The 26,963-nt window shown below is 69.2% G+C and carries 26 protein-coding genes; 9 read left to right on the plus strand and 17 right to left on the minus strand.

The window, feature by feature from the left end; all coding sequences use genetic code 11:
- Positions 1 to 131 precede the first annotated feature (131 nt).
- Complete coding sequence (thrC, locus tag G8346_RS13195; protein WP_166052090.1) at positions 132 to 1,427, minus strand: threonine synthase; 1,296 nt, start codon at positions 1,425 to 1,427, stop codon at positions 132 to 134.
- Positions 1,427 to 3,889, minus strand: coding sequence for a bifunctional aspartate kinase/homoserine dehydrogenase I (thrA, locus tag G8346_RS13200; RefSeq protein WP_166052092.1), 2,463 nt, complete (start codon positions 3,887 to 3,889; stop codon positions 1,427 to 1,429). The genes thrC and thrA overlap by 1 nt, the downstream gene beginning before the upstream one ends.
- Positions 3,890 to 3,976: 87 nt before the next feature.
- Between thrA and G8346_RS13205 the strand changes: the two genes are divergently transcribed.
- Both G8346_RS13205 and hemP read left to right on the plus strand, forming a co-directional pair.
- Complete coding sequence (locus tag G8346_RS13205) at positions 3,977 to 5,026, plus strand: phosphotransferase (protein WP_206202766.1); 1,050 nt, start codon at positions 3,977 to 3,979, stop codon at positions 5,024 to 5,026.
- A gap of 105 nt (positions 5,027 to 5,131) precedes the next feature.
- Positions 5,132 to 5,320, plus strand: coding sequence for a hemin uptake protein HemP (gene hemP / locus G8346_RS13210; protein WP_206202767.1), 189 nt, complete (start codon positions 5,132 to 5,134; stop codon positions 5,318 to 5,320).
- Positions 5,321 to 5,337: 17 nt separating this feature from the next.
- Here hemP and G8346_RS13215 read toward each other — a convergent pair whose 3' ends face one another.
- From G8346_RS13215 to G8346_RS13225, 3 genes are read right to left on the minus strand one after another with little or no spacing between them, the layout of a single operon-like run.
- The gene (locus tag G8346_RS13215) at positions 5,338 to 5,991 is read right to left on the minus strand and encodes a bifunctional 2-polyprenyl-6-hydroxyphenol methylase/3-demethylubiquinol 3-O-methyltransferase UbiG (protein WP_166052096.1); all 654 of its coding nucleotides are present in this window, start codon (positions 5,989 to 5,991) and stop codon (positions 5,338 to 5,340) included.
- A 7-nt stretch (positions 5,992 to 5,998) separates the two neighbouring features.
- Positions 5,999 to 6,862 (minus strand): S-formylglutathione hydrolase, encoded by an 864-nt coding sequence (gene fghA / locus G8346_RS13220; protein ID WP_166052098.1) that lies wholly within the window; start codon positions 6,860 to 6,862, stop codon positions 5,999 to 6,001.
- Positions 6,863 to 6,872: 10 nt separating this feature from the next.
- Positions 6,873 to 7,979 carry an S-(hydroxymethyl)glutathione dehydrogenase/class III alcohol dehydrogenase gene (locus tag G8346_RS13225; RefSeq protein ID WP_166052100.1) on the minus strand — a complete coding sequence of 369 codons (1,107 nt, stop codon included), beginning with the start codon at positions 7,977 to 7,979 and terminating at the stop codon, positions 6,873 to 6,875.
- Between the two features lie 137 nt (positions 7,980 to 8,116).
- Between G8346_RS13225 and G8346_RS13230 the strand changes: the two genes are divergently transcribed.
- The 4 genes from G8346_RS13230 (at position 8,117) to G8346_RS13245 (ending at position 12,830) form a co-directional block, all read left to right on the plus strand.
- Positions 8,117 to 9,349 carry a trans-acting enoyl reductase family protein gene (locus G8346_RS13230; RefSeq protein WP_166052102.1) on the plus strand — a complete coding sequence of 411 codons (1,233 nt, stop codon included), beginning with the start codon at positions 8,117 to 8,119 and terminating at the stop codon, positions 9,347 to 9,349.
- Positions 9,350 to 9,410: 61 nt separating this feature from the next.
- Positions 9,411 to 10,862, plus strand: coding sequence for a circularly permuted type 2 ATP-grasp protein (locus G8346_RS13235; RefSeq protein WP_166052104.1), 1,452 nt, complete (start codon positions 9,411 to 9,413; stop codon positions 10,860 to 10,862).
- A gap of 1 nt (position 10,863) precedes the next feature.
- Complete coding sequence (locus tag G8346_RS13240) at positions 10,864 to 11,799, plus strand: alpha-E domain-containing protein (RefSeq protein ID WP_166052106.1); 936 nt, start codon at positions 10,864 to 10,866, stop codon at positions 11,797 to 11,799.
- Positions 11,796 to 12,830: a putative zinc-binding metallopeptidase gene (locus tag G8346_RS13245; protein ID WP_166052109.1), complete on the plus strand. Its 1,035-nt coding sequence runs from the start codon at positions 11,796 to 11,798 to the stop codon at positions 12,828 to 12,830. Before G8346_RS13240 ends, G8346_RS13245 begins: the two co-directional genes overlap by 4 nt.
- Here G8346_RS13245 and G8346_RS13250 read toward each other — a convergent pair.
- From G8346_RS13250 to G8346_RS13280, 7 genes are all read right to left on the minus strand, one after another.
- Positions 12,769 to 13,524 (minus strand): peptidase, encoded by a 756-nt coding sequence (locus G8346_RS13250; RefSeq protein WP_166052110.1) that lies wholly within the window; start codon positions 13,522 to 13,524, stop codon positions 12,769 to 12,771. The two genes, G8346_RS13245 and G8346_RS13250, sit on opposite strands and share 62 nt — an antisense overlap.
- Before the next feature lie 10 nt (positions 13,525 to 13,534).
- Entirely contained in the window at positions 13,535 to 13,933 is a 399-nt protein-coding gene (locus G8346_RS13255; RefSeq protein WP_166052112.1) for a hypothetical protein, read from the minus strand.
- A 147-nt stretch (positions 13,934 to 14,080) separates the two neighbouring features.
- On the minus strand, positions 14,081 to 14,368 hold the full coding sequence (locus G8346_RS13260; protein ID WP_166052614.1) for an RNA-binding protein: 288 nt from the start codon (positions 14,366 to 14,368) through the stop codon (positions 14,081 to 14,083).
- A gap of 91 nt (positions 14,369 to 14,459) precedes the next feature.
- Entirely contained in the window at positions 14,460 to 15,731 is a 1,272-nt protein-coding gene (locus G8346_RS13265) for a DEAD/DEAH box helicase (protein ID WP_166052114.1), read from the minus strand.
- Between the two features lie 238 nt (positions 15,732 to 15,969).
- Positions 15,970 to 16,416 (minus strand): RidA family protein, encoded by a 447-nt coding sequence (locus G8346_RS13270; RefSeq protein WP_206202768.1) that lies wholly within the window; start codon positions 16,414 to 16,416, stop codon positions 15,970 to 15,972.
- Between the two features lie 23 nt (positions 16,417 to 16,439).
- On the minus strand, positions 16,440 to 18,101 hold the full coding sequence (locus G8346_RS13275; RefSeq protein ID WP_166052116.1) for a GMC family oxidoreductase: 1,662 nt from the start codon (positions 18,099 to 18,101) through the stop codon (positions 16,440 to 16,442).
- Entirely contained in the window at positions 18,094 to 18,732 is a 639-nt protein-coding gene (locus G8346_RS13280) for a gluconate 2-dehydrogenase subunit 3 family protein (protein WP_166052118.1), read from the minus strand. The genes G8346_RS13275 and G8346_RS13280 overlap by 8 nt, the downstream gene beginning before the upstream one ends.
- 132 nt (positions 18,733 to 18,864) lie before the next feature.
- Between G8346_RS13280 and G8346_RS13285 the strand changes: the two genes are divergently transcribed.
- The 3 genes from G8346_RS13285 (at position 18,865) to G8346_RS13295 (ending at position 21,150) form a co-directional block, all read left to right on the plus strand.
- Complete coding sequence (locus tag G8346_RS13285) at positions 18,865 to 19,884, plus strand: serine/threonine protein kinase (protein WP_166052120.1); 1,020 nt, start codon at positions 18,865 to 18,867, stop codon at positions 19,882 to 19,884.
- Between the two features lie 32 nt (positions 19,885 to 19,916).
- Entirely contained in the window at positions 19,917 to 20,321 is a 405-nt protein-coding gene (locus G8346_RS13290; protein WP_166052122.1) for a nitrous oxide-stimulated promoter family protein, read from the plus strand.
- Between the two features lie 85 nt (positions 20,322 to 20,406).
- Positions 20,407 to 21,150 carry a twin-arginine translocation signal domain-containing protein gene (locus tag G8346_RS13295; protein ID WP_166052124.1) on the plus strand — a complete coding sequence of 248 codons (744 nt, stop codon included), beginning with the start codon at positions 20,407 to 20,409 and terminating at the stop codon, positions 21,148 to 21,150.
- Between the two features lie 48 nt (positions 21,151 to 21,198).
- Here the strand turns inward: G8346_RS13295 and G8346_RS13300 are convergent, their stop codons facing one another.
- The 5 genes from G8346_RS13300 to G8346_RS13320 all read right to left on the minus strand — a co-directional run bounded on the left by G8346_RS13300 (position 21,199) and on the right by G8346_RS13320 (position 26,923).
- Positions 21,199 to 21,954 (minus strand): ankyrin repeat domain-containing protein, encoded by a 756-nt coding sequence (locus G8346_RS13300; protein ID WP_166052126.1) that lies wholly within the window; start codon positions 21,952 to 21,954, stop codon positions 21,199 to 21,201.
- A gap of 95 nt (positions 21,955 to 22,049) precedes the next feature.
- Positions 22,050 to 23,147 carry a formate dehydrogenase subunit gamma gene (locus G8346_RS13305; protein WP_240901530.1) on the minus strand — a complete coding sequence of 366 codons (1,098 nt, stop codon included), beginning with the start codon at positions 23,145 to 23,147 and terminating at the stop codon, positions 22,050 to 22,052.
- A gap of 34 nt (positions 23,148 to 23,181) precedes the next feature.
- The gene (locus G8346_RS13310) at positions 23,182 to 23,364 is read right to left on the minus strand and encodes a hypothetical protein (RefSeq protein WP_166052130.1); all 183 of its coding nucleotides are present in this window, start codon (positions 23,362 to 23,364) and stop codon (positions 23,182 to 23,184) included.
- A 62-nt stretch (positions 23,365 to 23,426) separates the two neighbouring features.
- Positions 23,427 to 24,014: a formate dehydrogenase FDH3 subunit beta gene (gene fdh3B / locus G8346_RS13315; RefSeq protein WP_166052132.1), complete on the minus strand. Its 588-nt coding sequence runs from the start codon at positions 24,012 to 24,014 to the stop codon at positions 23,427 to 23,429.
- Between the two features lie 14 nt (positions 24,015 to 24,028).
- On the minus strand, positions 24,029 to 26,923 hold the full coding sequence (locus tag G8346_RS13320; protein ID WP_166052134.1) for a formate dehydrogenase subunit alpha: 2,895 nt from the start codon (positions 26,921 to 26,923) through the stop codon (positions 24,029 to 24,031).
- Positions 26,924 to 26,963 lie beyond the last annotated feature (40 nt).

The following is a 26,963-nucleotide window of genomic DNA, read 5'->3' on the forward strand; positions in this document are numbered from 1 at the left end:
GGAACATGCCAGGGTCACACGAGCGCATAAAGATTTCTAAGCGAGTGGGACCCTGGCATGGTCCGGCCGCGGACTCAGCGCGGCGGAACCCCGTCATGGTCCGGCCGCGGACCCAGCGCGACGGAAAGCTGTCAGGGGATCCCGGGCAGGTCGCTCAGCAACTCGCGGAACGCCGCGAACTCGGGTCCGATCTCGACGAAGTGCCGCGGCCGCGCCATCAGCTCGGCCAGCGCGGGGGGCATCGGCACCTCGGCGCCGACCAGCGGTTCCACCACGTCCTCGAACTTCGCCGGGTGCGCGGTCGCCACCACGACCCACGGTCGCTGTGCGGCCTCCGCCGGGAGCAATTCCCAGGCCCGGACCGCTGTCGCCGTGTGCGGGCACCAGGTGCGCCCGTAGCGGCCGGGACCGGTGCGGATCGCGGCGCGGATCTCTGCGTCGCTCACGCGCACCGCGCTGGCCTCGCCCCGCGCCGCCTCGGGCGAGCCGGCCATGTGCAGCAGCCGTTCCATGTTGCTGGGGTTACCCACGTCCATGGCGGTCGCCAGCGTCTGCACGGTGGCGCGGGGCGCCCACTCGCCGCCGGCGAAAAAATCGCCCACGGTCTCGTTGGCGTTGGTGGCGAGCACGACCGGGCCGATCGGCAGGCCGCAACGCCGCGCCCACAGGCAGGCGAGCGAGTTGCCCAGGTTGCCGCTCGGGATGATGAAACCGGGCGCCGTGCCCGTCTCGCGCCACACCGTGAGTCCCGCCCAGGCGTAATAGGCCGCCTGCGGCAGCAGGCGGCCGATGCTGATGCTGTTGGCCGAGGTCAGCCCCGCACGCGCCCGCAGGGCTGTATCGCCGAAAGCCTCTTTCACCATGCGCTGGCAATCGTCGAAGTCCCCGTCCACGCGCAGGCTGAGCACGTTCTCACCCCAGCAGGTGAGCTGCGCCTCCTGGCGGTCGGAGACGCGGCCGCGAGGATAGAGTAGGACCACGCGGAATCCGGGTCTGCCGCTGAAGGCGGCGGCCACGGCGCCGCCGGTGTCCCCCGAGGTGGCCACCAGCACGGTGCGCGGCCGGTCCCCGGCGAGACGGGCCAGGCAGGCGGCGAGGAAACGCGCGCCGACGTCCTTGAAGGCTGCGGTGGGGCCGTGAAACAGCTCCAGCACGCGGAAACCGCCCGCCTCGGTCAGCGGCACCGGGAAATCCAGGGCCTCGGCGCACACCGCATCCAGCTCTGTCGCCAGGGCGTCGCCGGCCACGAACGGCGCCAGCAGGCGGGGCGCCGTGTCGGCGAGATGAGCACCGGGCGGGAAACGATCGGGCGGCAGCAAGGGGAACTGCTCCGGCACGTACAGGCCGCCGTCCGGCGCCAGCCCGGCGAGCATGGCGGCGCCGGCCCCCACGGGCGGCGCCACGCCGCGCGTGCTGAGGTATTGCATCAGACGTCGGCGCCCAGGTAAGCCGACAGGCGCAACAGGTCGGCGAACACGCCGGCGGCCGTGACTGCCGGCCCGGCGCCCGGGCCCTGCACCACCAGCGGGTTGTCGCGGTAACGGCGCGTGACGAACTGGATGATGTTGTCGGTCAGCCTGGCATGCGCAAAGGCATGGTCGGCGGGGAATTCCTCCAGCCCGACCGAGGCGCGACCGCTCGCCCCGTCTAGCCGCGCCACGTGGCGCAGCACGTGGCCACGCTCGCGCGCAGCCTCAAGGCGCGCCAGCATTTCACCGTCCCAGCCTGCGTAGCGATCGAGGAACTCGTCGATGCTGGCGCCCTCCAGCTCCGTGGGCACCAGGCTCTCGACCGCGACCTGCTGCAGCTCGATTTCCAGGCCCATCTCGCGCGCCAGGATGACCAGCTTGCGGGCCACGTCCTTGCCGGACAGGTCATCACGCGGATCGGGCTCGGTGAAGCCCAGCTCGCGCGCTTCGCGCACGATGGCGGAGAACGGGCGACTGCCGTCGTAACCGTTGAACAGGAAAGCCAGCGTGCCCGAGAGGATGCCCTCGATGGCGATGATCTCGTCGCCCGTCTGGCGCAGGTCGCGCAGGGTCTGGATGATCGGCAGGCCGGCGCCCACCGTGGTTTCGCCGAGGTAGCGCACCCCGGCGGCGCGGCGTGTTTCCTGCAGGCGGCGCCAGTCGTCCAGCGGGCCCGACGCAGCCAGCTTGCTCGGCGTGATGACATGGATGCCCTGCGCCAGCCAGTCGGCGTAGCGCGCAGCGACCGCGGGATGGCCGCTGCAGTCGATGATCACCGCGTGCGGCAGGTGCTCGGCCTGGACGTGGCGCGTGAAGGCGTCGAGATCGGTGTCGACGCCGGCGGCCAGGGCATCGCGCCATGCCCCGAGGGCCACGGCGCGCGGCGCCAGCACCATGCGGGTGGAGCCGGCGATGGCGCGCACGCGCAAGTCGAGACGGGACTCGGACGCAAGCCGCGGAATCTCTCCCGCCAGCTGGTCGAGCAGGTGGGTGCCGACCCCGCCCGGCCCGACCACGCCGATGGAAACCGCCTGCGGCGAAAGATAGAAGGCGGCGTGGACCGCGCGCAGCGCGCGATCGGCGTCCTCGCTCGGGATCACCGCCGAGATGTTGCGCTCGGAAGCCCCCTGGGCGATGGCGCGCACGTTGACGCCGCTGCGTCCCAGCGCGCCGAACAGCTTGGCCGCTACGCCGGGCAGGCCCCGCATGCCCTCGCCCACCACGGCCAGGATGCTGCATTCGTGCACCAGTTCGACGCCCTCGACCTGGCCGGCGCGCATTTCGGCGGCGAAGGCCTGGGCCACGGCGGCGCGCGCGCGCAATGCATCGGCGCGCGGCACCGCGCAGCAGATCGAGTGTTCGGAACTGCCCTGGGAGATCAGCACCACAGAGATGCCGGCGTTGCGCAGTGCCTCGAACAGCCGGCTGGCGGTGCCGGGCACTCCGATCAGCCCGGCGCCCTCCAGGTTCAGCAGCGCCATGCCCTCGATGGTGGTCACGCCCTTGACGCCGCCGCCCTCGCCGACCTCGCCGATGCGCGTCCCCACGGCCTCGGGCCGGGCCGTGTTACGGATCCACACCGGGATGGCGCGCGCGACCAGCGGCGCCATGGTGCGGGGATGCAGCACCTTGGCGCCGAAATACGCCAGCTCCATGGCCTCGTGCCAGGACAGCTCGGGGATCACGGCGACATCGGGAATGCGGCGCGGGTCGCCGCTCATCACGCCGTCGACGTCGGTCCAGATGATCACCTCGTCGGCGTCCAGCAGGGCCGCAAATATCGACGCCGTGAAGTCGCTGCCGTTGCGTCCCAGCGTGGTCGGCGCACCGTGGGGGTCGCGCGCGATGTAACCGGTGATCACGCGCACCGCGGGCGGATCCGTCCAGCTGGCGGCAAAACGCTCCCGCGTCGGCTCCCAGGACACCGTCGGTCCCAGCTCGCTGTCCACCACGACCAGGGCATCGCGCGCGTCGAACCAGTCTGCATCGACGCCGCGCCGCCGCAGCTCCGCCGCCAGCAGTCGTGCCGACCACAGCTCGCCATGGCCCGCCACCAGCGCGTAGACCTCCGCGGGCGCCCGGCCGATGAGTGCCGTGGCCTTGAGCACGTCGTGCAGGTCGGACTGCTCGCGCGCCAGCGCCTGCAGCCATTCGGCCCGCGCCGCGCCCTCGAGCAGGCCCGTGGCGAGCTCGCGGCAGCGTGCGGCGACGGCCTCGAGCCCGGCAGGCCAGTCGCCGCCTTGTTCCGCCGTGTGCACCAGTGCGTGCAGGGCATCGGTGACGCCGGCAGGCGCGGAGACGACGGCCGCCAAGGGCCCGCCTTGCGCCCCGGCCAGGATGCCCGCCACACGGCGGAACTCGTCGACGCCGGCGAGGCTGGTGCCGCCGAACTTGTGAACCGTGCTGACCTTCTCGTTCATGATGGCGTCGAGCCTACGACAGGCGGTGTTGCGCCGCAACGCGGGCGGGGGTTGCCAGCCCGGTGCCGAGCGCGGACGATGGCCGCCGTGCAACCCGCAACCGACATCGACGTCGCCATCCTGCATGCCTGGGACCTCGTCCCCGGCTCACTGCGGCCGCTCGGGACCGGGCTGATCAACCGGACCTTCTGCGCGCAGCGGCAGGACGGCAGCCGCTGGGTGCTGCAGCAATTGAACCCGATGTTCCCGCCCGAGGTGCACGAAGACATCGAGGCCGTCACCGCCCACCTGGCCGCGCGCGGCATGCCCACGCCGCGACTGCTGCGCACGCGCGACGGGCGGCTCTGCATCCCGGCCGCCGGGGGCGCCTGGCGGGTCATGAATTTCATGCCGGGCCGGGTGGTGGACGCAATCGAGTCGCCGGCTCAAGCCGGCGCGGCCGGCCGGCTCCTGGCACGCTTTCATCGTGCCCTCGACGACCTGGCCTACGAGTTCCGCCACCAGCGGCCGCCGGTGCACGAGCCGGCACGGCACTTTGCGGCGCTCGAGTCCGCGCTGGCGACGCACCCGGCACACCGCCTGCGGCCTGCGGCCGGCAAGTTGGCCGCGCAGATCTTCGCGGCTGCGGCGGCGTTGCCGCGGCTGTCCGACACGCCGCCGCGCATCGTCCACGGCGACCCCAAGATCAGCAACCTCGTGTTCAGCGCCGGCGACGGGGAAGGCCTGTGCCTGGTCGACCTGGACACGCTCGGGCGCATGGCCCTGCCCTTCGAGCTGGGGGACGCCATGCGCTCATGGTGCAGCGTGAGCTCCGAAGACGACCCGGGCGGCCGCTTCTGCGCCCGGCGTTTCGGCGCCGCGGTTGCCGGCTACGCCGCGGAGGCCCGCGGCTGGTGGACAGCCGAGGAGCAGGGCAGCGTGCTGGCGGCCACCGCCATCATCCAGCTGGAACTGGCGGCGCGCTTTTGCGCGGACGCCCTGAACGAATCCTATTTCGGCTGGAACGCCTTGTTGTTCGCCTCCCGTGGCGACCACAACCTGGCGCGCGCGCAGGGCCAGCTGGCGCTGCACGGCTCGCTCCTCGCCCAGCGCGACGTGCTGGCGGAGGCGCTGGAGCGGGTGAAAAACCCCGCGTAGCCTGCCGCAGCACCGCCGGCAGAGTTGCGGCAACTCCCGATTGCCGGATCGGGTGGCCCTCCCCAAAGTAGAGTTCCAAGCCAGGGGCGTCGGAGGTGCCGTCCAGTGATCAAGCAACCGCCAGAGCCCGGTATCGCGGACACGAACAGCGTCATCAACCGTCTCGCCGCGCGTCCCGCGCGCATCCCGAGCAAGGTGGTGCTCGGCGGGGACAGCGAAGTCGTCATCGTCCACGGCAAGGACGAGTACCTGCTGCGTATCACCAGCGATAACAAGCTCGCCCTGAGTCGCTGACCGTCATTCCTTGACCGTCATGCGCTGAACGGCAGTCGCCCGGCCGGCTCGCGTTGGGCCAGCAGCTGGGCCAGCGCCCGCCCGTCGATGTTGCCTTCGCGCCAGAACTGCAGGCGCATGCCCGCGGCGAATTCCAACGCCTCGTTCGAGCGTGCCCGGTGGGGGCTGTCCCCCGGTGGCGGACTGTCCCCGGCAGCGGGCTCGTCGGCGCCGAAGCGCTGTGCCTTGCACCGCGCCTCCGCTCCGGTGCGCTCCAGCACCACCTGCACCAGCAGCATGCCGCCGGGCGCCAGCAGGTGGCGCGCCTGGGCCATGACCGCCGGGGAATAGAAGTCGATGCAGGTGACGAGGTCGAAACCGGGCTCGAGCGCCGGCAGCCCATGATCGAGATCGGCTTCGATGCCGTGGACGCGCACGCCGACGCCCGCCGCCTCCGCCTGCGCGCGCAGCTTGGCGAGCCCGCTGGGGGAAATGTCCACTGCCGTCACATCGAGGCCGCGCTGCGCCAGCCACACGGCCAGCTGGCCCTCGCCGCAGGCGATGTCCAGCGCGCGGCCGCTCCAGGGCAGGACCGGCTCGAGCTCGCGCACGAGCGGCTTCACGCGCTCCCCCATCACCAGGCCCTCGCGGCCGTAGCGCGCCTCCCAGCGCTCGCGATCGCTCGTGCTCATGCCGCGCTCATGCCGTCGCGCCCAGGATCGCGGCATGGTGCCGCAGGTGATCTTCGATGAAGGAGGCGATGAAGAAATAGCCGTGGTCGTAGCCGGCGTGACGGCGCAGCTCCAGCGCCTGCCCGGCCTTGTGGCAGGCCGCCTCCAGGGCTTCGGGGTACAGCTGCTCGGCGAGGAACTGGTCCTCCAGGCCCTGGTCGACCAGGATCGACGCCCTGCCCTCGCGTCCGCCGCCGTTCGCGAGCAGCTGCGTCGCATCCCATGCCGCCCAGGCCTCCGGATCGGGCCCGAGGTAGGCGGTGAAGGCCTTCTGGCCCCAGGGGCAGCGGCTCGGCGCGGAGATCGGCGCGAAGGCCGAGATCGAGGCGTAGGTGTCCGGGTGGCGCAGCCCGAGCACCAGCGCACCGTGCCCGCCCATGGAGTGGCCGCAGATGCCCTGCCGCGCCATGTCGGCAGGGAAATGCTCGGCGATGACCCGCGGCAGCTCGGTGATGACGTACTCGTGCATGCGGTAGTGCGATGCCCAGGGCGCCACGGTGGCGTCGAGGTAGAAGCCGGCGCCGAGCCCGAGGTCCCAGGCACCGTCCTCCGCGTCCGGCACGCCCGCGCCGCGCGGGCTGGTGTCCGGCGCCACCAGCATCAGCCCGAGCTCAGCCGCCACGCGCTGCGCGCCGGCCTTGATCATGAAGGTCTCTTCCGTGCAGGTGAGCCCGGACAGCCAGGTGAGCACCGGCACCGGGCCGTGCGCGGCGGCGGGCGGCGTGTACACCGCAAAGCGCATGTCGCAGCGATTGGCCGTGGAGGCGTGGCGGTAATAACCCACGGTGCCGCCGAAACAGCGGTGCTCGGAGAGCAGCTCGGGCGCGTCCATGCCGGCCATCTCAGTACAGCACCACGGAGCGGATGCTCTTGCCCTCGTGCATGAGGTCGAAGGCGCTGTTAATCTCGTCCAGCGGCATGGTGTGGGTGATCAAGTCGTCGATGTTGATCTTGCCCTCCATGTACCAGTCGACGATCTTCGGCACGTCGGTGCGCCCGCGCGCGCCGCCGAACGCGCTGCCGCGCCAATTGCGCCCAGTGACCAGCTGGAAGGGCCGCGTGGCGATCTCCTGGCCGGCGCCGGCGACCCCGATGATGACGCTGGTGCCCCAGCCCTTGTGGCAGCACTCCAGCGCCTGGCGCATGACCTTCACGTTGCCGATGCACTCGAAGCTGTAATCCACGCCGCCCCCGGTCAGGGACACGATCTCGCCCACCACGTCGTCGACCTCGGCCGCGTTGACGAAATCGGTCATGCCGAACCTGCGCGCCAGGTCGGCCTTGGCCGGGTTCAGGTCCACGCCGATGATGCGGTCCGCGCCCACCATGCGCGCGCCCTGCACCACGTTCAGCCCGATGCCGCCGAGACCGAACACCGCCACCGTCGAGCCGGGCTCGACCTTCGCCGTGAACACCACGGCGCCGATTCCGGTCGTGACGCCGCAACCGATGTAACAGACCTTGTCGAAGGGGGCGTCGGCGCGGATCTTCGCCACCGCGATCTCGGGCATGACGGTGTAGTTGGAGAAGGTCGAGCAGCCCATGTAGTGCAGCAGCGGCTTGCCGTCGAGCGAGAAGCGGCTGGTGCCGTCCGGCATCACGCCGCGGCCCTGCGTGGCGCGGATGGACTGGCACAGGTTGGTCTTGGGGTTGAGGCAGAAGTCGCATTCGCGGCACTCGGGCGTGTACAGCGGGATAACGTGGTCACCCTTCTTGACCGATTTCACGCCCGGCCCCACGTCCACCACCACCCCGGCGCCCTCGTGGCCGAGGATGGCGGGGAATGCGCCCTCCGGATCCTCGCCGGAAAGCGTGAAAGCGTCCGTGTGGCAGATGCCGGTGGCGCGAATCTCGACCAGCACCTCGCCCTCGCGCGGGCCGTCCAGGTCGACGGTCTCGATGGACAGGGGTTGGCCGGCGGCAAAGGCCACCGCTGCACGCGTCTTCATGTGATTCCTCCCGCTCGGGCTGGCTGAACGCCGATTATCGACCCCTGCGCGCGCGCCCGCCACCCGGCCGCGGCGGCGCGCCATTCCTGCTATCTTTAAGCACCTGCCCGCACTCGGCGGGACACACCGGACTCCCCATGAAAACGCGTGAATTCGACCTCATCCTCTGGGGCGCCAGCGGCTTCACCGGCCGCCTGGTCGCCGAGCACCTGGCCCGACGCTGCCGCGAGGGGCTGGATTTGCGCTGGGCCGTTGGCGGGCGCAACGCCGGCAAGCTCGCCGAGATGCTGGCGCAGATCGGTGCGCAGCGCACGCCGATCGTGCTCGGGGACAGCCACGACACGCGCGCCCTTGCCGCGCTGGCGCGCCGTACTCGCGCCGTGTGCAGCACCGTCGGCCCCTACGCCCTGTACGGCTCCGAGCTGGTCGCGGCCTGCGCCGACCAGGGCACGCATTACTGCGACCTGAGCGGGGAGGTGCACTGGATGCGCCAGATGATCGACGCGCAGCAGGCGCGTGCCGCCGAGACCGGCGCCCGCATCGTCCACGCCTGCGGCTTCGACTCCGTGCCTTCCGACCTCGGCTGCTATTTCCTGCAGCAGCAGGCCATCGCGCGCTATGGCCGGCCCTGCAGCTCGGTGAAGCTGTTCGTGCGCCGGATGCAGGGCGCCTTCAGCGGCGGCACCGTGGCCAGCATCCTCAACGCGCTGGAGACGGCCCAGTCCGACCCGGCGCAGCGCAAGGTCATGGGGCACCCCTACGCGCTCAACCCGCCGGGCGAGCGGAAGGGGCCGGACGGCCGCGACCAGTCGACGCCGCTGAAGGATTCCGATGCGGAGTGCTGGACCGCACCCTTCGTCATGGCCTCCGTGAACACGCGCATCGTGCGCCGCAGCCACGCACTGCTCGGCTGGCCCTGGGGCCACCGCTTCCGCTACTCCGAGGCGGTGAGCACCGGCACCGGCCTGGCGGGACTGGCACGCGCCGCGGCCATCACCGCGGCGCTGGGCGGATTTCTCGCCGCCGGCTCGCTGCGGCCGGCGCGCAAGGCCATGAACCGCCTGTTCCTGCCGCAGCCCGGCGAGGGCCCGGATGCCGCGGCGCGCGAGGCGGGCGGCTTCGACCTGCGCCTCATCGGCAGGCATCCGGCCGCACCGGGACGCCGCCTGGTCGCCCGCGTCACCGGGCGGCGCGACCCGGGCTACGGGGCCACGGCGCGCATGCTCGGCGAGGCCGCGATCTGTCTCGCCCAGGACAGCACCGCCCTGCCGGTGGCCGGCGGCTGCTGGACGCCTGCCACGGCATTCGGCGAGCTGTTGATCGAGCGCTTGCAGGAGCACGCGGACATCGGCTTCGTCCTGGAGGACTGATCCGGCCGGCGCACACACCCTGCTATGCTTGTGACCGGATGCCTTCGCCGGACACGACAGGATGAAAATCAGCTGGAGCCAGTACGATCCGGGCGCTGCCTGGGACGAGTTGCTGGCCGGCCCGGGCCGGCCGCGGCCGCATGCGCAGCAGCTGACCCGCTACCTGGCCTCGCTCACGCCCAAGCAGCTGGGCCGCCGGCAGGAGGCTGCCGAGCGCGCCATCGTGGAGATGGGCATCACCTTCACGGTGTACAGCGAAGGCCAGAACATCGACCGTGCCTGGCCCTTCGACATCATCCCGCGCGTGATCGCCGCCAGCGAGTGGCGCGGCATCGAGGCCGGGCTGAAGCAGCGCCTCACTGCGCTGAACCTGTTCATCGACGACATCTACAACGAGCAGCGCATCCTGGCCGACGGCCGCTTCCCGCGCGAACTGATCGAGACCTCCGGCAACTTCCTGCCCGAGTGCCGGGGCGTCCGGCCGGCGCACGGGGCCTGGGCGCACATCTGCGGCAGCGACCTGGTGCGCGACGCGGACGGCACGGTGTACGTGCTGGAGGACAACCTGCGCGTGCCCTCCGGGGTCTCCTACATGCTGGAGAACCGGATCGTCACCAAGCAGGTGTTCCCCGAGCTGTTCGCCCACCAGCGCATTCTCCCGGTCGACGACTATCCCTCGCTGCTGTTCGACACTCTCGCCTCCCTCTCGCCGCGCCCGCTGGACTATCCGGAGGTGGTGGTGTTGACGCCGGGTATCTACAACTCGGCCTACTTCGAGCACGCCTACCTGGCCCAGTCCATGGGCGCCGAGCTGGTCGAGGGCGGCGACCTGGTGGTGGCGGACGACGACTGCGTCTACATGCGCACCATCGCCGGGCTGGAACGCGTCGACGTCATTTACCGCCGCGTCAACGACACCTTTCTCGACCCGGAGGTGTTCCGCCCCGACTCGCTGCTGGGCGTGCCCGGGCTGATGCGCGCCTGGCGCGCAGGCAACGTCGCCATCGCCAACGCGCCCGGGGCCGGCGTCGCCGACGACAAGCTGGTCTACGCCTACGTGCCCGACATCATCCGTTACTACCTGGACCAGGAACCGATCCTGCCCAACGTGCCGACCTACGCCTGCGTGCGGCCGGATGAATGCGCCTACGTGCTGGAGCACATGGACGAGCTGGTGGTGAAACCGGTGAACGAGTCCGGCGGCTACGGGATGCTCATCGGCCCGGCCGCGAGCCGCGATGAAATCGAGAAGTTCCGCCGCCTCGTAAAGCAGCAACCGCGCAACTACGTGGCCCAGCCGGTGTTGCACCTGTCGACGGCGCCGACCCTGGTGAAAGGACACCTCGAGCCGCGCCACCTCGACCTGAGGCCGTTCAGCCTGCAGGGAGAGCGCAGCGCCGTCACGGCGGGTGGTCTGACCCGCGTGGCCCTGGTCAAGGGGTCGCTGGTCGTCAACAGCAGCCAGGGCGGGGGCAGCAAGGACACCTGGGTCATCCAGGACGGGGAGTACTGACGTGCTGTCGCGAGTCGCGGAACGCATGTACTGGGGCGCCCGCTACCTCGAGCGGGCGGAAAACACCGCGCGCCTGGTGCGGGTCTACGATGCCGCCCTGATGGATCTGCCGCCGGAGACCGGCATAGGCTGGCCCTTGCTGGTCGACATCTGCGGCGCCCAGGCGCTGTTCGCCGAGCGCTTCCCGCGCGGCGGCGACACGGAGACACTGAAATTCCTCACGGTGGACAACGGCAACCCCGGCTCCATCCTTGCCTCGCTGGAATCGGCGCGGGAAAACTTCCGCACCACCCGTGACCTGTGTCCTACCGAGGCCTGGCGCAGCGTCAACGAGCTGTGCCTGTTCGGCCGCAAGGAGCTGCCCAAGATGGCCTCCCCGCGCCGGCGCCACGAGGTGCTGTCCAGCATCGTACGCCAGGCGCAGCAGCTGACCGGGCTGCTGTCGGGCACCATGAGCCACGGCGACGCCTACCACTTCATCCGCCTCGGCCGAAACCTGGAGCGGGCGGACATGACGACCCGCATCATCGACGTCGCGGCAGCGACCCTGATGGGGGCGCATGCCGCCGAGGCGCGCCCGGACAACACGCTGTGGATGGCCGTGCTGAAGTCGCTCTCGGGCTACCAGATGTACCGCCAGTACGTGCGCCGGCGCATCCGCGACGAGGACGTCGTGCGCTTCCTGCTGCAGGACCCGCTGTTCCCGCGCGCGGTGGCGCATTGCCTGTTGGAACTGGAGGCCAGCGCCGTCCTGCTGCCCAACCACGAAGAGCCGCTGCGCGCCGTCCTGCGGCTGCAGCGCATCGTCTCGGAGCAACTGCCCGAGGATGTCAGCGAGGCCCTGTTGCACCAGCTGATGGACGACCTGCAGCTCGAGTTCGCCGCGGTGCACACGCGGGTCGCGGCGACCTGGTTCCTGCCCGGCGAGGTCGCGTGAAGCGTTTTCTCTGCAGCTGCGGCCTCACCGTGTTCTTCGACGACTACGCCTGCACGGGCTGCGGCGCGCAGCTGGGCTATGCGCCGGAGATGTCGGCCTTCCTGGCGCGGCCCTCGCCGCAGCAGCCCTTCCTGGCCCCGGACGGCAACGCATGGAAGCCCTGCCGCAACCGCATCGACCACCGCGCCTGCAACTGGCTGCTGCGCGCCGACGACCCGCTCGATTTTTGCCTGGCGTGCCGCCTCAACCGGGTCATCCCGAACCTCGGCACGGAGCACAACCTGCGGCTGTGGCGCCGCACCGAGCAGGCCAAGCGCCGGCTCGTGTACAGCCTGATCAACCTCGGCCTGCCGCGCGCGGCCGGCGACGGGCGGCCGCCGCTGCGCTTCGAGTTCCTCGAGGACCAGCGCAGCAACCCGGACGTGGCCGAGTCTCTGGTCATGACGGGCCATCGCGCCGGGATCATCACCATCAACCTGCTGGAAGCGGACGACGTGGCGCGCCACGCGGTGCGCGAGCAGATGGCCGAGCGCTACCGCACGCTGCTGGGGCATTTCCGCCACGAGAGCGGGCACTACTACGAGCACGTGCTGGTGCCGCCGGGACTCGCGCGCGACACTTACCGAGAGCTGTTCGGCGACGAGCGCATCGACTACGACGCGGCGCTCGCGCACTACCATGCCGAGGGTCCGGACCCGACCTGGAACGGCCGCTGCATCAGTCCCTATGCTTCGGCACACCCCATGGAGGACTGGGCCGAGACGTGGGCGCACTACCTGCACATCAGCGACGCGCTGGAGACGGCGCGCGCCACGGGCCTGATCCGCGAGGCGCCCACGGACGACTGGGAAGCTGAGCTGGCGCTGTGGATTCCGGGCGCGGTGAGCCTCAACGAGATGGCGCGCTCACTCGGCCTGGACGATCCCTATCCTTTCGTCATCACGCCACCGGTGCGCGCCAAGCTTGGCTTCATTCATCAACGACTCGCAGCAGCTCGGCAGGACGCGGCGGTAGCGGCGGCAGGACGCTGAAGGCCTTTTCCACGTAGCCCTGCCAGGCGCGGCCGAGCTCGCGCAGGTAATCGTCGTCCGGCCCGAAAATCATGTGGCGCACCAGCTGCGGTCGCTGCGGGTCGTAGATCAGCACCTCGATCGGCGGCCCCACGGTGACGTTGCTGCGCATGGTCGCGTCCATCGACAGCAACATCACGCGCGCTGCGTCGTCCAGCTCCAGCCCGGGCTTCACCAGCCGGTCGAGGATGGGCTTGCCGTACTTCAGCTCGCCGATCTGCAGGAATGGCGTCTGGTTCGAGGCGCGGATGTAGTTCCCCTCGGGATAGACCAGGAAGATCCCCGGGGCGCGCCCGCGGATCTGGCCGCCGAGGATGAAGGTGGCCGTCATCGCGGCATCCGACTCGCCGCCCTCGGAATGCTTGCGCCGCTGCTCGGCGTTGATGCCGCCGAGGTACTCGGCCGCCTCCGCCATGCTCTGCACGGTGCGCAGGTTGGGGCGGCGGTCGAACTCGAGGTCGTGGCGGATGCGCGTCCGGACCGCCTGGGTGGTGCCCAGGTTGCCGGCCGAAAGCAAAACGAAAAAGCGGTCCGGGGCCTCCAGCAGGACGTGCATCTTGCCGAAGACGCTGACCTGGTCCGGTCCCGCATTGGTGCGCGAGTCCGAGGCGAACACCAGGCCTCGATCCACGGACAGGGCGACGCAATAGGTCATGCTGCTCCGCTCAGGGGATGCGGATCTTGCCGCCGCCGGGCGCGCCCGGCATGCCCGGCGGCACCGCGGCGCCACCGGCTTCCGGCAGGATGATGGAGCCCGCGGCCTCGCGGCGCATTTCCTGCAGCCGCTGCATGGTTTCCTGCACGGCCTTCTCCGCCGCCGGCCCGAAGCCTTCCACCGCCTCGGCCAGCGACCCCGCCGGGATCTCGAAGGACAGGGGCAGCGCCCCGGCCGGCGTCATGACCTGGGCCTGGCCGACATAGAGCACCGGGCGACCGTCGTCGCGCGCGCCCGCAGCCGTCACGGGGGTGAGCCGCTGGATGGTTCCGACGCGGCGATCCGTGAACATTTCTTCGCTGTAGAGGTCGGCGGCGTTCATGCCGGCACCGTTGTCCTGCTCTGCCATGTGTAGGTTCCCATTGAAGCGGATTTGGGTGCGAACCTTAGCAAGTTCGGCCCACGGGTGGAACGGACCAGGCCGCTCCAAAGGAAAAGGGCCCCTTGCGGGGCCCCTTGCCTGCGCGGGGCCGTGGCCCCTTGCGTGGTCGATGCCTTACCAGCGACCGCCGCCGCCGCCACCGCTACGGGCGGGGCGCTCTTCGCGCGGCTTGGCCTGGTTGACCTTGATGTTACGGCCGTTCAGGGGCTTGTCGTTCAGCCCGCGAATCGCAGCCTCAGCCTCGGAGTTGTCCGACATCTCGACAAAGCCGAAGCCCTTGGACTGGCCCGAGAACTTGTCGGTGATGACAGTGGCGCGAGTGACGCTGCCGAACTCCGAAAATGCATTCCGCAGGTCGTCTTCGGTCACGCTGTAGGCCAGATTTCCAACATAGATATTCATAACGTTTGTGCTCATTCCATACATAAGTGCGTCGTAGTGATGATGCAGCCGCGGGTACCCGACGCACGAAGCGCCCGCCGCTGAGTTGCCCTCAGGGGCAAATTCTCTGTTTCCTCTCCGGTGCACCGCGCGAGCGACGCCCGTGGCGTTCCATGCCGCCGCGTGCGCGCGGCTTGGCCGCTCCGCCGCCGCGACGACCGTGCTCGATCGGCTCGGGACGGATACTCGGGTCCGGCTCGAAGCCGGCGACCGCGTGGCGCGGGATGTTGCGCCCCAGCAGCCGCTCGATGTCGGCCAGCAGCCGGTGCTCGTCCACGCATACCAGCGAGACGGCCTCGCCTTCGCTGCCGGCGCGACCGGTGCGACCGATACGGTGCACGTAGTCTTCCGGCACATGCGGCAGCTCGAAGTTGACGACGTGCGGCAGCTGGTCGATATCGAGCCCGCGGGCCGCGACCTCGGTCGCCACCAGGGCACGCACGGCGCCGGCCTTGAAATCCGCCAGCGCCTTGGTCCGGGCCCCCTGGCTCTTGTTGCCGTGGATCGCGGCGGCGCTGATGCCGTCGCGCTCCAGCTGCTGGGCGAGGCGGTTGGCGCCGTGCTTGGTGCGCGTGAACACCAGCACCTGGCGCCAGTCGCCCCGGTGCATCAGGCTGGAAAGCAGCTCGCGCTTGCGGCCGCGGTCCACCGGGTGCACCACCTGGGTCACCAGCTCGGCGGGCGTGTTGCGCCGCGCCACCTCGATCTGCACCGGGTCGGAGAGGAGACCGGCCGCGAGGGCGCGGATCTCGTCCGAGAACGTCGCCGAGAACAGCAGGTTCTGGCGCTGGCGAGGCAGCAGGGCGATCACCTTGCGGATGTCGCGGATGAAGCCCATGTCGAGCATGCGGTCGGCCTCGTCGAGGACGAGGGTCTCCACTGCCGACAGGTCGACCGTACGCTGTTGTGCGTGGTCCAGCAGGCGCCCGGGGGTCGCCACCAGGATGTCCACGCCGCGGCGCAGGGTCGCGATCTGGGGGTTGATGCTGACGCCGCCGAAAATCACTGCGGCCTTCAGCCGCGGCAGGTGGCGGCCGTAAGTCTCGATGTCACTGGCCACCTGGGCCGCCAGTTCACGTGTCGGCACCAGCACCAGGGCACGGATGCGACGGCGGCCCTCGACGGGTTCGCGTGCCAGGCGCTGCAGCATGGGCAGGGTGAAGGCGGCGGTCTTGCCGGTGCCCGTCTGGGCGCCGGCGAGCACATCGCGGCCTTCCAGCACGACCGGGATCGCCTGGGACTGGATGGGAGTCGGTGTGGAATAACCTTCTTCGCCGACTGCGCGAAGAAGCTCAGCCTGGAGGCCGAGAGAGTCGAATGACATAAGTACGCGTGATCTCCTGATCAGGTATTTCGCCCAGCGGAAGCTTCGCTCCGGCCGGTCCAGGCTCGATGTTCAAGTTGCTCGAGGCTGACCAGTTGGGGTGCTGCCGCAAGGGCCGGATGCAGACCGGTGTGCATCAGGAGTGGGCGCACTATAGCACAGGGCCACAAAAAACAATGATTTATTTTCGCTCCGGGTCGCGGGGCGGCCCCGGTGCCCGCAACCGTGCTGCCCGGCGTCAGTCTCCCAGCGCCACGATGCACTCGATCTCGACGCGGGCGCCGAGCGCCAGGCCGTTGACCCCGAGCGCACTGCGCGCCGGCCTGTTTTCGGGGAAGAACTCCCGGTAGACCTCGTTCATCGCCGCCCACTCGCCCATGTCGGCGAGGAACACGGTGCACTTCACCACTCGGTCCATGGAACCGCCGTGGCGCAGCACCGCCGCGCGAATGTTCTCCAGCGTCTGGCGCGTCTCCGGCTGGATGCCGCCAGGCGCCAGCTCAGCAGTGCCGGGCTTGTTGCCGAGCATCCCGGAGAGGAACAGCAGGTCGCCGGCGCGGACGGCCTCGGAGAACGGCCACTTGCCCTCGGTGTCGCCCGGCGGCGGGTAGAACTCGACCTCGGTCGCGAGGGCGGTGCAGGCCAGCAGCATCGCCGCCAGGAAAGTGATGGTGCGTGTACTCATGCCTGTGATCCCCTCAGTTGCCCTCAGATCTCGCCGCGACGGGCGAACTCGCCGATGTGATGAGCGGCCCGGAAGGCCAGCGCCATGATGGTCATGGTGGGCTGCCCGCGACCCGACGTCACCATGCTCGAGCCGTCGCAGATGAACAGGTTGGGCACGTCATGGCTGCGATGGTAGCGGTCCACCACGGCGCGCTGCGGATCGTCGCCCATGCGGCAGGTGCCGAGCAGGTGCGCCCCGACGGTTTCCGGCTCCACCGGCTTGCGCCAGGTCTTCTCCGCGCCCGCCGCGTCCAGGATGCGCTCCGCCCAGTCCTGCAGGAAGGTCGCCATGGCCAGGTCGTGCGGGTGGTCGTTGTACGTGACGCGCATGGCCGGCCGGCCGAAGCGGTCCTTCAGCTCGGGGTCCAGCGTGATGTTGTTCCGGTCCATGGCCAGCGAGGTGGTGCTGGCGGCCAGCATCATGCTGCGCGTGAAGCCGTAGGCCAGGTCCCGCTTGAAACCCGCGCCCCAGCGCGGCGTGTCGGGCGGCATGCCGGTGAGCGCGTAGAGCATGGGCGAAGCGCTGAGGAAGGGGCGCGCGTCGATGGCGCCGCCACCGTAGAAGCCGCGCTTCGGGTCGGAGTCGTAGAAGTCATGCACGATGCGGCTGCACTGCACGCTCTTGTAGTCATGCAGCGGCTGGTCGAACCAGGCGTAGGTCGCGGAGTGGGCGTTGAACATCAGGTTGCGGCCGACCAGGCCGCTGCCGTTGGCGAGGCCGTCCGGGAAACGCTCCGAGGCCGACATCAGTAACAGGCGTGGCGTCTCGGCGCCGTTGGCGGCGACGATGACGACCCTGGCGCGCTGCCCCTGCTCCTGTCCCGCGGCGTCATAATAAAGCACCTCGCTGGCGCGGCCGCGCGCATCGGTCTCGATCCGGTGCACCGTGCACTGCGAGCGTATCTCGCAGCGGCCGGTCGCCTCGGCCTGGGGAATCATGGTCACCAGCGTCGAGGACTTGGCGCCGGTCTCGCAGCCGAAGCCCATGCAGAAGCCGCAGTGGATGCAGGGCGCGCGGCCGTTGAAGGGCTGGGAGAGAATCGCCACCGGCGCGACCTGGGGATGCAGGCCGAGTTCGCGCGCACCTTTCTCCAGCAGCACGCCGGACGACTTCACCGACATCGGCGGCAGCGGATAGGGCCGCGAGCGCGGCGGATCGAATGGCCCGGGCGCGCCGGAGACGCCGATCTCCCAGTCGACGCGGGTGTAATAGGGCTCCAGCTCGTCGTAGTCGAGCGGCCAGTCCGCGAGGTCCGCGTTGTCGATCGCTCCGAGCAGGCTGCGCTCCTTGAAATCCACCGGGCGCAGGCGCCAGAAGTTGGCCGAGAAATGCACGCTGCTGCCGCCGACCATGCGTGCGTAGTAGGCCGGCGGGAAGTCCGGGACCTCGGCCTTTTCGCTCGCGTCGTGGCGGAAGGTCTGCGGGTCCCCGCCAAGCGGGCCGCCCACGTACTCGTGATTGAACATCACCGAGAGCTCGTCGTGGGTGAACTCGTGAGTGCGGCGGTAGCGGCCCTGCTCGAGCACCACGACCTTGAAACCCTGCACCGAGAGTTCGCGTGCCAGGATGCCGCCGGCCGAGCCGGAACCGATGATGACGAAGTCCACCGCTTCGCGCTGCGGGAAGCGCGGCTGCTCAATCATGATCGTGGCCCCCGCCCGTCATGGCCTGGTGGCCCAGGGTACTGGCGCCGACGGCAGCGTCGTAATGGCCGAAGGGCGGCGCCCAGCCATGGCGATGGTCGAAACCGATCAGCTTCCAGCCCGCGTAACCGCGATTGCCGCCGTAAATGGGCAGGGCGAACATCCCGGCCACCGTCAGGTAGTGCACCAGGCCGAAGAACGGCGTCTCCTCGATCTGGCGCAGCAGGGCGTCCTGGCGCTCGGCGTCGAGCGCGGCAAAAGGCTGCCCGTGCGCCTCGACCGCGCGGGCGTCGAGGCCGGCACGCCCCTCGGTCAACAGCCCGGCCGAGTCGGACATGAAGCTGCCCACGGCCTGGTCGATGAAATGGATCACGCCCGCCTCGTGCGCACCCGGCGTGTCGTCACTCGGGACGACCCGGGCCGCCACGGCCGCGAGCGCGGCGGCTTCCGCGGCGTCGAGATGGAGAAAGGCGGCACCGGCCTCGTGCGCCTTGGCGGCAGCCCCGGCGGCGGCGAGCAGGGCGGGCGCATGCGCGGCCATCAGGCTGGTACCGATGACACCACCCGAGGCGGCAAGGAAATCGCGCCGGGTCATCCCGGATGGACGGCAGGGGCCCCGGTCTGGCTTCATCGCTGTTGTTCCTGGTCGAGGCGAACGCGCCGTGGCGCCGAGGATAATCGTCGCTGCCGGCGAAAGCGATTCGCGCACTGCAGCACGAGGCGCAGGCGCGTTATAGTCGGCAATTAGCCACGGAGCGCCGCGATGAGTGGTCGCCAGGACAACGCCCTCGCCTACCAGGACCTGCAGCCGGACGACATCCTCGATTCCGTGGAGAGCCTCGGGCTGGTTTGCGACGGCCGCCTGCTGCCCTTGAACAGCTACGAGAACCGGGTCTACCAGGTAGGCCTCGAGGACGGCGGCCCGGTGATCGCGAAGTTCTATCGCCCCGGCCGCTGGAGCGATGCCGCCATCCAGGAAGAGCACGATTTCGCTGCCGAGCTGGCGGCGCACGAGGTGCCCGTGGTGGCGCCGCTGCGGCGCGACGGGCAAAGCCTGCACCGCCACGCGGCTTTTCGCTTCAGCGTGTCGCCGCGGGTGGCGGGCCGGGAGCCCGAGCTCGACGATTTCAACCTGCTCAGGCAGGTCGGGCGGCTGGTGGGCCGGCTGCACCTGTGCGGCGAGACTCGCCGCTTCGAGCACCGCCCGCAACTGACGCCGGCGCGCATGGGCGCAGAGTCCGTGGATTACCTGCTGCGCCAGGACTTCCTCCCCGAGGCGCTGCGTCCCGCTTACCAGAGCCTGTGCCGGGACCTGCTGCAAGCCGTCGACCAGGCGTGGGCGCGCGTGCAGCCTCGTACGCTGCGCCTGCACGGCGACTTCCATCCCGGCAACGTGCTGGTGCACGAAAGCCAGGCGCGGATCGTCGACCTGGACGACTGCTGCACCGGTCCCGCCGTGCAGGACCTGTGGATGTTCCTGTCCGGTGAGCGCGCAGAGCAGGAACCGCAGCTGGCGGAACTGCTGGCGGGTTACACGGAGTTCCGCCGCTTCGAGCTCGCAGAGCTGCAGCTGGTGGAGCCGCTGCGCAGCCTGCGTATCATGCATTACGCGGCCTGGCTGGCACGACGCTGGAACGACCCGGCCTTCCGCATTGCCTTTCCCTGGTTCGGCACGCCGCGCTACTGGGACGAGCACGTGCTGTCCTTGCGCGAGCAGCTGGCGCTGGTGCAGGAACCGGCGCTGGAATGGCAGCCGCCGCAGGCTGCGGAGAACGCTTATTGATCGGGCCCGGATAATAGATGAGTATTAGGCACATGAATACTCAAGCCGCCCCAAGCGCCCCCCCTGCGCCCCTGCCAGGCCGCCTGAACCGGGAATTCCTCACCATGCAGCGCATGGTGGAGATCTGGTGTCGCGACAAGCACGGCGGGGACGTCCGCCACCATGGCCCCTGCGCCGACTGCAGCGACTTCCTTGAGTACGCCCATCGCCGCCTCGAGAAGTGCCCCTACGGCGAGGACAAGCCCACCTGCGCCAAGTGCCCCATCCATTGCTACAAGCGCGCGCAGCGCGAGCTGGCGCGGGACATCATGCGCTATGCCGGTCCGCGCATGACCTTGCGCCATCCCTGGCTGTCGCTCATGCACCTGGTCGACAAGGTGCGCAAGGTCGAGCATCCGATGGCGCTGCGGCGGCGAAATGCCGGCAGGGACGACTAGGCCGGGAGTCGGACCACGACGCGGTGTTGCTCGTACCGAAACGGGTGTTAGCATTTCCCGGTCTCGACTCTGCAGGTGTTGATCGATGTCCGGAGACCCCGTTTCCCGCCGCGGCTTCCTCAAGCTCTGCGCCAGTACCGGCGCCTTGGTCGCCGGCAGCCCCGCGCTGCTGGCCAGGACGCCGCCTGAACGCAGCCATTCCACCCCGGCCCGCCTGGTGCACAGCAGCGGACGGCCGCTGCGCCTGGACGACCTGGAGGTGGGTGAGAACTATGTTTTTCACTACCCCTACGTGACCACGCCCTGCTTCATCCTCAACCTGGGCAAGCCGGCCTTGCCCCGGGACGGGCTGGAGATGGACGACGGGCGCAAGTACAGCTGGCGAGGAGGAGTCGGGCCGCAACGGTCGGTGGTGGCGTTCTCGGCGATCTGCGCCCATCGCATGAGCTACCCGACGCCGACGGTCAGCTTCATCAACTACCGCCACGAGCCCACGGCTTACACGACCCGGGAGCTCAAGATGGCCCGGCGCGAGCAGGTGATTTACTGCTGCTCCGAAGGCAGCGTCTACGACCCCGCGGAAGGATGTCGCGTGCTCGGCGGACCGGCGCCCCAGCCCCTGGCCGCGGTGGATCTCGGCCTGGACGAGGACACGGGCGAGCTGCGCGCCCTGGGCATGTACGGGGGCGACATGTTCGAGCGTTTCTTCGAGAAGTTCGGCTTCCAGCTCGCCCTGCAGAGCGAGATCTCCGACATCCGCGCCCCGGTCGGCGAAGCCACCCAGGTAGTCCGCCTCAGCGACTACAGCTCGAACAGCAACGTCTGCTGAGCGCGGCCGGCCGGCTCGCGCAGCGGGTTACGCGCGGCACGCCGCGTCTCAGCCCGGGCGGCGCCGCAGCAGGGCCTCCGCCTCGGCATGCCCCTGCAGCCGCGCCACGTCGGCCGGCGTGCGCCCTTCCCCGTCGGCAGCGCCGGGCTCGGCCCCGGACTCGAGCAGCCGCCGCACGATCGGTGCGTAGCCGCGTCCTGCGGCGATGTGGAGCGCCGTGGCGCCGGATTCTTCCCGTGCCTGGAGATCGGCCCGCCCGGAGGCGAGGATGGCGTCGACCGCCCGGATGTACCCGCCGGAGACGGCGCGCATCAGGGGGGTCCAACCGTAGGCATCAGTCTCGGCCGGGTTTGCGCCGGCCTCGAGGAGGATGGGAATGAGGGCGTGGCGTCCCTTCGCGGCAGCCACCAGCATGGGCGTCCACCCGATCCGCGCACGCGCATTGGGGTCCGCGCCGGCGCCCAGGAGGAGCCGCGCCATGGCGGTGTCGCCCGCCGAGACGGCGTACATCAGCGCGGTGCCGCCATTGGCATTACGCTCGTCCACTTCGGCGCCCGCCTCGAGCAGGGCCTGCGCCCGCGCCATGTCACCGTCCCCCGCCGCCTGCATCAACTCGGTCTTGCCGAGCGACGACGGCGCGGCATAGTCGTGCATGGTCTCGAGCCTGCCGTCCCAGGCGCGTGGATCCACTGCCTCTTCGGCCGCGACGGCGAGGGCCGGGGCAAGCGCGAGGACGGCCGCAAGCGGCCGCAGGACGCTTGCGACAGTCTTCTTCGCCGGCCCTGACGGGGTAGTCGAACTCATGCCCATAACATGCCCTGATTCGGAGTGCTTGACCAGCCCCTGAAATGAACGGGGGCGCCGAAGCGCCCCCGTCCTCCTGGGTCAGATACCGCGCCTCAGGTAGCGAGCGGCTGGCGTGCCCCCGCGCCACTGCTGGCATCCTTGGGATTGCCGTGCTTCATGACTTCCTCGTACCACAGGTTGTGGTGCGCCTTGGCCCAGAGCTCGTCGACCTGCCCGCTGACCATGCCCTCGAGCGTGCCCTGGTTCCCCAGGGTACCGAGATACATGTGGCCCAGCGAGAACGCGATCAGGGCGATGCCGCTGATGGCGTGCGCGATGTGGGCCAGCTGCATGGTGCTGCGCTCCCAGCCGAAGTTGGGGAACAGCAGGTAGAAGCCCGACACGACCAGCACGATGCCGCCGAAGAACAGCAGCCAGTACCAGATCTTCTCGCCCGCGTTGACGAAGCCGGCCGGCGGATGTTTGCTGCGATCGAAGTAGCCGCCGCCCATCTTGAGCCAGGTCAGATCGTAGGCCTTCGGCAAGCTTTCCTTGATCCACGGCAGCATCATCAGCACCAGGCCGATGACGAAGGGCACTGCGAGCCAGTCATGGATCGGCTTGGCCAACCCGGCCCACGCGGCGAATGCTTCCTTGCCCATCCAGGGCGACAGCACGGTGCGCCCGAACAGCAGGCTCAGGCCAGTGATGCCGAGGATGATGAAAAGAATCGCCGTGTACCAGTGGATCACCCGCTCGAACAGGGTCCAGCGGGTGATGGTGCGGCCGGAGCGCTGCTCCAGCTTCACCGTGCCTGCGATGAGGTGGAACAGGATAATGGCTGCGAATACCGCGATCAGGCCGATGCCGCCGTAGCGCAGGATCGGTCCTTCGCGCACCGCGCGCCAGACGTCGCCACCGCTCTGGATCAGGACACCCGTCTCCGGGCCGACGACTGCGGAGTATCCCGAAGTGCCCCCGCGGGCCTCGCGCCAGAAATCACGGCGCTGCTGCTCAGCCTTGGACAAGGCAGCGGCGTCGTCCTGCGACTGCTGCTGGGCCACGGCCTGGCCTGTCGTGTCACCGGTCAACAACATCCCGGTGAGCGGCAGGATCATGGATAAACCGAGCACGAGGGCCACCGTCCACAGCGCGCGGCGAACCTTGCGCTGCTTCCGTCCCTCGGTACCCGATTGAGTTCTTTCGACCATCACGTGGAGTCCTCCCGTCGTGTGGGCTAGATAACTAGCGGTCGCGCTGCTTGGCTGCCCGTTCGTCGAGCTGGGTCCTCAGTTCTTCCGACCTGAGGTCCTCGACGAGCGGGTCGCTGGCACCCTTGTAGACACCGGGCTCGTAGACGGTCACATCCGAACAGCCGGCCAGCGCAAAGAGTGCGATAGCCGAAAGAGCCAGGGTGAAAGTTTTCATTGTTCGTCTCCAGCTTCGGTGCGGGGCGGCCGGAGCCGCCCCGCCCGATATTTGCAGCGTGATCAGGCCTGCTTGTACGCTGTCTCCCAACCCCAGGTCTGGGGCCGGCTGCCACGCTTGAGGACACGCTCGCGGTAGATGTCGGCGACCATGTCGCCGTCACCCGCCAGCAGGGCCTTGGTGGCGCACATCTCGGCACACAGCGGCAGCTTGCCTTCGGCGATGCGGTTGCGCCCGTACTTGACGTACTCCGTCTCGGAGTTGTCGGAGTCGGGGCCGCCCGCGCAGAAGGTGCACTTGTCCATCTTGCCGCGGATGCCGAAGGCCTCCTTCTGCGGGAACTGCGGCGCGCCGAAGGGGCACGCGTAGAAGCAGTAGCCGCAACCGATGCAGAGGTCCTTGTCGTGCAGGACGATGCCGTCGTCGGTGGTGTAGAAGCAGTCCACCGGGCAGACGGCAGCGCAGGGCGCATCCGTGCAGTGCATGCAGGCCACAGAGATCGAGCTCTCGCCCGGGAGGCCGTCGTCGAGCGTAACCACGCGCCGACGATTCACGCCCCAGGGCACCTCGTGCTCGTTCTTGCAGGCCGTCACACAGCCGTTGCACTCGATGCAGCGTTCGGAATCACAAAGAAACTTCATTCTCGCCATGGTGAATTAACTCCTTACGCCGGGCGAATCTGGCAGAGAGAGGCCTTGGTCTCCTGCATATTGGTGACCGAGTCGTAGCCGTAGGTGAAGGCGTCGTTACACGCCGAGCCACGGACGTACGGGTGCGTGCCTTCCGGGTACTTGGAGAGCAGGTCCTTGCCTTCGAACCAGCCACCGAAGTGGAACGGCGTGAACACCACGCCGCGCCCGACACGCTCGGTAACCATGGCCTTGACCTTGATCCGGCCGCCTTCGGGGCCGTCCAGCCAGACCCACTGGCCATCCTTGATGCCGCGGTCATTCGCATCGCCGGGATGGATCTCGACGAACATGTCCTGCTGCAGCTCGGCCAGCCACGGGTTGGACCGGGTCTCCTCGCCGCCGCCCTCGTACTCCACCAGGCGACCGCTGGTATGAATCAGCGGGAAGTCCTTGGAGAAGTCCTGTGCCTGGATGGACGCGTAGCGTGCAGGCAGGCGCCAGAAGGCCTTGCGGTCAGGATAGGTCGGGTACTGCTCGACCAGGTCGCGGCGGTTCGCGTACAGCGGCTCGCGGTGGACCGGGATCGGATCCGGGAAGTTCCAGACCTTGCAGCGGGCCTTGGCGTTGCCGAACGGGGCACAGCCATGCTCGATGGCGACGCGCTGGATACCGCCGGAGAGGTCGGTCTTCCAGTTCTTGCCCTCGGCGGCGACCTTCTCTTCCTCGGTCAGGTCATCCCACCAGCCGAGCTGCTTCAGCATGTCGGCGGTGAACTCGGGATACCCGTCCTGGATCTCGGCGCCCTTGCTGTAGGAGTCCTCGGCGAGCAGGTTGACACCCTCGTGCTCCACGCCGAAACGGGCGCGGAAGTTGAGGCCGCCTTCCTTGACGTGCTTGCTGGTGTCGTACAGCACATGGGTACCGGGATGCTTGAACTCCGGGGTGCCCCAGCACGGCCACGGCAGGCCGTAGGTGTCGCCGTCGCAGGGACCGCCCTCGGCCTTCAGCGTCGTCACGTTGAAGGTGTGCTTGTTCTCGAGGTGCAGCTTGAGGCGCTCCGGGCTCTGGCCGGTGTAACCGATCGTCCACATGCCGCGGTTGAACTCGCGCGTGATGTCCTCGATCAGCGGCTCCTCGCCATTGACCTTGATGTTCTTGAACATCTGCTGGTCGAAACCGAGCTTCTTGGCCAACATGTACATGATGGCGTGGTCGGGCTTGGACTCGAACAGCGGGTCGATGATCTTCTCGCCCCACTGCAGCGAGCGGTTGGAAGCCGTGCGCGAGCCGTAGGTCTCGAACTGCGTGCAGGCCGGCAGGAGGTACATACCCTCCTTGGTGCGGTCGGGCAGCACGGCGGTGTGGGTCGGGTACGGATCGACCACCACCACCAGGTCCAGGTTCTCCAGCGCCTTCTTCTGCTCGGCACCGCGCACCTGGCTGTTCGGGGCGTGACCCCACATCATCAGCGCCTTCAGCGCGGTCTTCTGCGAGACGTTCTCGTCGCTCTCGTTGGCGCCGTCGAACCAACGCGACACGGTGATGCCCTTGAGGTTCATCGCCGGCGTCATCTTGTTGCCGTCCGCGTAGCTGGCCTGGTCGAAGCGGGACTTGATCCATTCGAAGTCGATGTCCCACACACGCGCCCAGTGCTTCCAGGAACCCTCGGCGAGGCCGTAATAGCCCGGCAGGGTGTCGGCCAGGATGCCGAAGTCGGTCGCGCCCTGCACGTTGTCGTGGCCGCGGAAAATGTTGGCGCCGCCGCCGGACTTGCCGACGTTACCGAGCGCCAGCTGCAGCACGCTGTAGATACGCGTGTTGTTGTTGCCGACGGTATGCTGCGTGCCGCCCATGCACCACACGATGGTGCCGGGCCGGTGCTCGGCCATGGTCTTGGCAGCCGCCTTCACCTCGTCGCCGGGAATGCCGGTGACGTTCTCGACCACATCCGGCGTCCACTTGGCCGCCTCGGCACGGATCTCGTCCATGAAGGCGACGCGCTGGCTGATGTATTCCTTGTCCTCCCAGCCGTTCTCGAAGATGTGCCAGAGCAGGCCGTAGATCAGCGGCACGTCGGTGCCGGGGCGCAGGCGCAGGAACTGGTCGGCATGGGCGGCGGTGCGCGTGAAGCGCGGGTCGGCCACGATGACCTTGGCGCCGTTCTCCTTGCCGCGCAGCACGTGCTGCATCGATACCGGATGGGCCTCGGCGGCGTTACTGCCGATGAAGAAGATGCACTTGGAGTTGTGCATGTCGTTGTAGGAGTTCGTCATCGCGCCGTAGCCCCAGGTGTTGGCCACACCGGCGACGGTCGTCGAGTGACAGATGCGGGCCTGGTGGTCGACGTTGTTCGTCCCCCACATGGCCGCCATCTTGCGATACAGGTAGGCACCCTCGTTGCTGAACTTGGCCGAACCGACCCACATCACGGCGTCGGGGCCGTGCTGCTCGCGAATGCCCATGAGCCGGTCACCGATCTCGTCGATGGCCTGGTCCCAGGACAGCCTCTGCCACTTGCCGTTGACCAGCTTCATGGGGTACTTCAGGCGGCGCTCGCCATGGCCGTGCTCACGCACCGACGCGCCCTTGGCGCAGTGCGAGCCCAGGTTCAGCGGCGAGTCGAAGTCCGGCTCCTGGCCGGTCCAGACGCCGTTCTGGACTTCGGCGATCACGCCGCAGCCCACTGAGCAGTGGGTGCAGACGGAACGCTTGATTTCCACCGGGCCCTTGACGAACTTGCGCTCGGCGGCGGTCGCCTGGGAGCGCTTCATCATGGCCGGCGGCAGGGTGGTCGCGATCGCGCCGGCGCCGAGCGCCAGGCCGGTACGACGCAGGAAAGTGCGTCGATCGATCGCGCTACCGAGCACGCCGCTCAGCGCACCGGTGGATTCTGTAGAAGGATGGTTTAATTTCTTGGTCAGCTTCATCGCCGATTCTCCGCGTTTTGACCGATGGGGGTACGCATCC

It is taken from the genome of Thioalkalivibrio sp. XN279 (assembly GCF_011089885.1).
Taxonomy (GTDB): Bacteria; Pseudomonadota; Gammaproteobacteria; order Steroidobacterales; family XN24; genus XN24.

Coding starts and splice junctions, on each gene's coding strand:
- thrC (WP_166052090.1), bottom strand. CDS start 1,427: ATGCAATACCTCAGCACGCGCGGCGTGGCGCCGCCCGTGGGGGCCGGC.
- thrA (WP_166052092.1), bottom strand. CDS start 3,889: ATGAACGAGAAGGTCAGCACGGTTCACAAGTTCGGCGGCACCAGCCTC.
- G8346_RS13215 (WP_166052096.1), bottom strand. CDS start 5,991: ATGAGCACGAGCGATCGCGAGCGCTGGGAGGCGCGCTACGGCCGCGAG.
- fghA (WP_166052098.1), bottom strand. CDS start 6,862: ATGGACGCGCCCGAGCTGCTCTCCGAGCACCGCTGTTTCGGCGGCACC.
- G8346_RS13225 (WP_166052100.1), bottom strand. CDS start 7,979: ATGAAGACGCGTGCAGCGGTGGCCTTTGCCGCCGGCCAACCCCTGTCC.
- G8346_RS13230 (WP_166052102.1), top strand. CDS start 8,117: ATGAAAACGCGTGAATTCGACCTCATCCTCTGGGGCGCCAGCGGCTTC.
- G8346_RS13235 (WP_166052104.1), top strand. CDS start 9,411: ATGAAAATCAGCTGGAGCCAGTACGATCCGGGCGCTGCCTGGGACGAG.
- G8346_RS13250 (WP_166052110.1), bottom strand. CDS start 13,524: ATGACCTATTGCGTCGCCCTGTCCGTGGATCGAGGCCTGGTGTTCGCC.
- G8346_RS13255 (WP_166052112.1), bottom strand. CDS start 13,933: ATGGCAGAGCAGGACAACGGTGCCGGCATGAACGCCGCCGACCTCTAC.
- G8346_RS13260 (WP_166052614.1), bottom strand. CDS start 14,368: ATGAATATCTATGTTGGAAATCTGGCCTACAGCGTGACCGAAGACGAC.
- G8346_RS13265 (WP_166052114.1), bottom strand. CDS start 15,731: ATGTCATTCGACTCTCTCGGCCTCCAGGCTGAGCTTCTTCGCGCAGTC.
- G8346_RS13270 (WP_206202768.1), bottom strand. CDS start 16,416: ATGAGTACACGCACCATCACTTTCCTGGCGGCGATGCTGCTGGCCTGC.
- G8346_RS13275 (WP_166052116.1), bottom strand. CDS start 18,101: ATGATTGAGCAGCCGCGCTTCCCGCAGCGCGAAGCGGTGGACTTCGTC.
- G8346_RS13280 (WP_166052118.1), bottom strand. CDS start 18,732: ATGAAGCCAGACCGGGGCCCCTGCCGTCCATCCGGGATGACCCGGCGC.
- G8346_RS13285 (WP_166052120.1), top strand. CDS start 18,865: ATGAGTGGTCGCCAGGACAACGCCCTCGCCTACCAGGACCTGCAGCCG.
- G8346_RS13290 (WP_166052122.1), top strand. CDS start 19,917: ATGAATACTCAAGCCGCCCCAAGCGCCCCCCCTGCGCCCCTGCCAGGC.
- G8346_RS13295 (WP_166052124.1), top strand. CDS start 20,407: ATGTCCGGAGACCCCGTTTCCCGCCGCGGCTTCCTCAAGCTCTGCGCC.
- G8346_RS13300 (WP_166052126.1), bottom strand. CDS start 21,954: ATGAGTTCGACTACCCCGTCAGGGCCGGCGAAGAAGACTGTCGCAAGC.
- G8346_RS13305 (WP_240901530.1), bottom strand. CDS start 23,147: ATGGTCGAAAGAACTCAATCGGGTACCGAGGGACGGAAGCAGCGCAAG.
- G8346_RS13310 (WP_166052130.1), bottom strand. CDS start 23,364: ATGAAAACTTTCACCCTGGCTCTTTCGGCTATCGCACTCTTTGCGCTG.
- fdh3B (WP_166052132.1), bottom strand. CDS start 24,014: ATGGCGAGAATGAAGTTTCTTTGTGATTCCGAACGCTGCATCGAGTGC.
- G8346_RS13320 (WP_166052134.1), bottom strand. CDS start 26,923: ATGAAGCTGACCAAGAAATTAAACCATCCTTCTACAGAATCCACCGGT.